At 65.2% G+C, this 3,579-nt stretch carries 8 protein-coding genes; 4 read left to right on the top strand and 4 right to left on the bottom strand.

Translation table 11 applies throughout. The annotated features are described in order from the left end of the window. The 3 genes from HMPREF3088_RS05080 to HMPREF3088_RS05070 form a co-directional block, all read right to left on the bottom strand. Positions 1–546, bottom strand: a 546-nt coding sequence (locus tag HMPREF3088_RS05080; protein WP_070758718.1) for a recombinase family protein, incomplete at its 3' end; no start/stop codon positions are given. Positions 547–548: 2 nt separating this feature from the next. Then, on the bottom strand, positions 549–1,409 hold the full coding sequence (locus HMPREF3088_RS05075; protein ID WP_070424185.1) for a Fic/DOC family protein: 861 nt from the start codon (positions 1,407–1,409) through the stop codon (positions 549–551). Then, on the bottom strand, positions 1,409–1,651 hold the full coding sequence (locus HMPREF3088_RS05070) for an antitoxin VbhA family protein (RefSeq protein WP_019174038.1): 243 nt from the start codon (positions 1,649–1,651) through the stop codon (positions 1,409–1,411). The genes HMPREF3088_RS05075 and HMPREF3088_RS05070 overlap by 1 nt, the downstream gene beginning before the upstream one ends. 253 nt (positions 1,652–1,904) lie before the next feature. Between HMPREF3088_RS05070 and HMPREF3088_RS05065 the strand changes: the two genes are divergently transcribed. From HMPREF3088_RS05065 to HMPREF3088_RS05050, 4 genes are read left to right on the top strand one after another with little or no spacing between them, the layout of a single operon-like run. Continuing rightward, on the top strand, positions 1,905–2,435 hold the full coding sequence (locus tag HMPREF3088_RS05065) for a TetR/AcrR family transcriptional regulator (RefSeq protein WP_019174037.1): 531 nt from the start codon (positions 1,905–1,907) through the stop codon (positions 2,433–2,435). A gap of 2 nt (positions 2,436–2,437) precedes the next feature. Beyond that, the gene (locus HMPREF3088_RS05060) at positions 2,438–2,785 is read left to right on the top strand and encodes a DMT family transporter (protein ID WP_005053852.1); all 348 of its coding nucleotides are present in this window, start codon (positions 2,438–2,440) and stop codon (positions 2,783–2,785) included. Further along, on the top strand, positions 2,785–3,105 hold the full coding sequence (locus HMPREF3088_RS05055) for a DMT family transporter (protein ID WP_019160223.1): 321 nt from the start codon (positions 2,785–2,787) through the stop codon (positions 3,103–3,105). Before HMPREF3088_RS05060 ends, HMPREF3088_RS05055 begins: the two co-directional genes overlap by 1 nt. 15 nt (positions 3,106–3,120) lie before the next feature. Continuing rightward, positions 3,121–3,318 (top strand): hypothetical protein, encoded by a 198-nt coding sequence (locus HMPREF3088_RS05050; RefSeq protein WP_005053846.1) that lies wholly within the window; start codon positions 3,121–3,123, stop codon positions 3,316–3,318. Here HMPREF3088_RS05050 and HMPREF3088_RS05045 read toward each other — a convergent pair. Next, positions 3,315–3,579 (bottom strand): hypothetical protein (locus tag HMPREF3088_RS05045; protein ID WP_246818061.1); only part of this gene is annotated, 265 nt, incomplete at its 5' end. The two genes, HMPREF3088_RS05050 and HMPREF3088_RS05045, sit on opposite strands and share 4 nt — an antisense overlap.

Here is a 3,579-nt window from a genome sequence, read left to right as displayed (position 1 = left end):
CCTCTGACTGCCGCCAATCTTTGCAACAGAGCCCGCGATTTGCTCGTAGCTCATCGGCGGGTCAGCCTCCCGCATGGTCTTCGCCATTGCGATGCGCTCGGGTGTCATGACGGTCGGGCGGCCGCCGACGCGACCCTGGGAGCGCGCGTGCTCGACGCCTCTGCGGGTGTTCTCACGGATCATATCGACGCGAAGCTGCGCGAGCGTCGCCATGATCTTGAGCATGGCTTCACCCATCGCTGTTGACGGGTCTATGTCCATCCACGGTTCATCGAGGCTGCGCAGCTTCACGCCACGCGCTGCGTGGTCACGGATAACCGAGATAGCGATGCTGTCAGTGCCTGCCACGCGGTCGAGCGAGGGAATCACCAGCTCATCACCGGGGCGCTGAATCTTCCGGCACTCGATCCAATCGGGTCGATCCTCAACGCGACTTGAATAGCCAACGTCAACGAAAATTCGTTCGCACCCTGCCTGTTCGAGGCGGGCGATCTGCGAGTCTGCATTCTGCTCGCGGGTGCTGACACGGGTATATCCGAGCCTCACGGCTATCGTCCTAAGCTCGGGCCACGCTCGGGCGGCTTCGGCTTCGATCCGTCGCCCAGCTCGGGCATATCCCGGCCGCGATCTGCTGCGTGCTTCGGCTTGCTCGGCCGAGCCTCGCGCAGCTCGTTCACCTTGCGCTCGATGCGCTCTCCAAGCGTCATCGGCTTCTCGGGCGCTGCGTCGCCTGTGACGCGGCCGCCCTCGTGCATCAGCACGTTCGACCGCGGCACGGCCGCGTGCTCGAACACGGGCACCATCGGAACATGGTTGGGTAGGTACTCCCCCAGCGGCGGCCGCGTCGCGGCCGATGCCATATTCCAAACTTCCTCGGGCACGCGCTCGAACTCAAGCGTGTACGGTGAGCGCTCCGCAACGTGCTCCATGAACACCTTGGTAGTGCGTCCGTTGCCCTCTCTGAACGGATGACTCTGGTTTGTCCAGGCGAAGATTTCGGCGGCGCGCTCCGAGAACTCGGCGTGGCTGAGCTGCGCCCAATCGGTGCGCTCGACCATCACGCGCACGTTGTCTAAGTAGGCGTCTATCGCGCCGTTGTGAGCATCAGCGAAAGCGGCTCCGCCGCCCTTCGCCATGTTCACCGTTCGGTACTGACCAGCCCATTCAAAGGTCGAGCCGAAGAGGTGGCCGTGAATCTGCTTCATGTGCTCGCCGTCGAACGTGCGAGTCACAAGCTCCGGGCGCAACTCAAGCTCGATGCGGCGCGCAAACGACATGCGGTAGTCGTAGGTGCGCAGCGCTGCGGCGTCTCGAATGTCCGGTATGTTGCGCAGCACGCCATTGCGGGTCTGCGCGTTGTACGTCTCCGGGTAAAAGTATGACTCCCACGAATCGAACTGGTGCGGCATCAGAGCGTAGCGGCCGCTCCGGCGATGCGCGCCGCCTTAGCGGCGGTGCGCGCCTCGTAGTCCTCGAACGTCAGCGCGCCGCGCGTGTAGTCGATGAGGTCGGCCACGTCTTCGCGGTTCGGCTCCCATCCCTCATGCCAGCCTGCCGCGAGCGAGCGCACAACGGCTCGGCGCTGGTCAGCGTCGAGCTGGTCGAACAGCTCGGGCCAGCGGGCCTCTACGTCAAATGATGGTTGCGACATAATGCTGCACCTCCTGGTGTACTCCTGATTTTACCGGCCTGCCCGCAAACGGTATAGGTCGGGTTTCGGGTCGGGGTTGGTTTCGGTCATAGGTTTCGGTCGGTCAGATAACGGCGTGTCGCTGCCTCGGCGGGCCGTCCGGCACGGCTGCCCGAAAACGATCGTTTTCGGCCTACTCGGCTCGCGGTGATGAACCTATGCGCCGGCAATCTGCTGGATGGCCTGGTTACCTTCCGAATGGTAACCTACACTCATGCGCACCGATCCTCGCCCCGCGATCCTGGCGGCCGCCTTCTCTCAGCTCGACGAGGGGCGGGCGGTGTCTCTGGATTCCGTGGCCCGAAGTGTGGGGCTGACCAAGCCGGGGGTGATGTATCACTTCCCCACGAAGGAAGCCCTCATGCTCGCCCTGGTGGACTCCGTTTTGGACCGCTGGGAAGAGGCGCTGGTCGCACGCCTCGGGTCGTCGCCGGAGGGCGCGGCGCCGGCCGCGCGCATCGGCGCGTATGTCGACTGGTCACTGTCCGGGGGTTTCGATGAAACCGACCTGGTGGCGATGAGTGATCCGAAGCTGCGCCGCTCGCTCACGCAGCGCTGGGCCGAACGTCTCGCGCCCTGGCTCGTCGTGCCCGATGACGTCGCCCCGGACGAACGCACCCGGTTGCTCGCCGCCCGCCTCCTGGCCGACGGCGGGTGGCTTGCCGAAGCCGCCAACGTCTCCCCTCCTACCCCCGGCGACCTGGCGCAGCTCCGCGCCTTCGCCCACAACCTCGTGAAGGACTGACTATGAAGAAATGGCTCCTGCTTGCCGGCGCGATCATCAGTGAAGTCGCCGGCTCCCTCGCCCTCCAAGCCGGCCAGGACCACCCCGCCTGGTACATCCTCGTCGCGATCGGCTACGTCGGCGCGTTCACGCTTCTCGCGCTCGTTCTACGCGAGGGGATGGCCCTCGGGGTTGCGTACGGGATCTGGGGCGCGATGGGCGTCGCCCTGACGGCGGTGCTGGCGGCACTTCTGTTCGGACAGCCCTTGACCGGCGTGATGATCCTCGGCCTGGCGTTGATCATCGGCGGTGTTCTCACCGTCGAACTCGGATCGCAAGCGGCGCAGCGCAAGAGGGAGGCGAGCATCTGATGGTCTGGCTCTTCCTCATCCTCGCGATCGTCCTCGAAGTCGGCGCGGCGCTCTCCCTGCGCCTGGCAACCGGCGGACGGAAACTGTTCTACATCGCCGTCGTCGTGGGCTACCTCGGCGCGTTCTTCTTCCTCACCCAAGTCCTTGCCCTCGGGCTCGGCATCGGTGTTGCCTACGGCATCTGGGCCGCCTCCGGCGTCGCCCTCACCGCAGTGGCCAGCAAGTTCCTGTTCAAAGAGCCCTTCACCTGGGTCATGGCGCTCGGCATCGCCCTCATCATCGGCGGCGTCCTCCTCGTCGAACTCGGCGCGGCCCACTAGCCTGCCGACACGGCCATGACCGTCGCTCGCACCCTCGCGGCAATTCGCCGCGCCCTCCTGGAAGATCCTGCCGTCGACATCCGATTCGTGGACGCAATCACCGTCGACAGTCATCTTCTGAGCACGCACGGCCAGGCCCTCATCCTGTTCGTACACCCACAGCATCGCGAAGTCGTCGACGAGCTGCGCAACGCCTCCCGCCCATTGGACTAGTGCGGTCGGCCGGGGTCATCACCGCGGCCGCGCAGCTCGTCAACGAGCTGGCGGTGCGCCGTGTGCAGGAACAGCACTGGGCGGCCGCTGCGCCCACTGTGGAGGTAACTGTCGGCGGTGAGCGCATCGGTGAACACGACTTCAAGCTCCGGCTGCTCGTGCAGCAGTCGCCGCACTTGTTCGGCCACCCGCTCAGTCATCGAAACTCCCCCCAGAGCTTCCGGGAGGGCTCTGTTGCAAAAATCGTGAAGCTTGAGCATG

This window comes from Corynebacterium sp. HMSC22B11, assembly GCF_001815965.1.
Taxonomy (GTDB): Bacteria; Actinomycetota; Actinomycetes; order Mycobacteriales; family Mycobacteriaceae; genus Corynebacterium.
Note: the sequence above shows the minus strand (reverse complement) of the source record. Positions and strands in the feature narration are given on the sequence as shown.

Excerpts from the sequence above, each read along its gene's own strand:
- HMPREF3088_RS05055 (WP_019160223.1), top strand. The coding sequence starts at position 2,785 with ATGGTCTGGCTCTTCCTCATCCTCGCGATCGTCCTCGAAGTCGGCGCG.
- HMPREF3088_RS05065 (WP_019174037.1), top strand. The coding sequence starts at position 1,905 with ATGCGCACCGATCCTCGCCCCGCGATCCTGGCGGCCGCCTTCTCTCAG.
- HMPREF3088_RS05060 (WP_005053852.1), top strand. The coding sequence starts at position 2,438 with ATGAAGAAATGGCTCCTGCTTGCCGGCGCGATCATCAGTGAAGTCGCC.
- HMPREF3088_RS05050 (WP_005053846.1), top strand. The coding sequence starts at position 3,121 with ATGACCGTCGCTCGCACCCTCGCGGCAATTCGCCGCGCCCTCCTGGAA.
- HMPREF3088_RS05075 (WP_070424185.1), bottom strand. The coding sequence starts at position 1,409 with ATGCCGCACCAGTTCGATTCGTGGGAGTCATACTTTTACCCGGAGACG.
- HMPREF3088_RS05070 (WP_019174038.1), bottom strand. The coding sequence starts at position 1,651 with ATGTCGCAACCATCATTTGACGTAGAGGCCCGCTGGCCCGAGCTGTTC.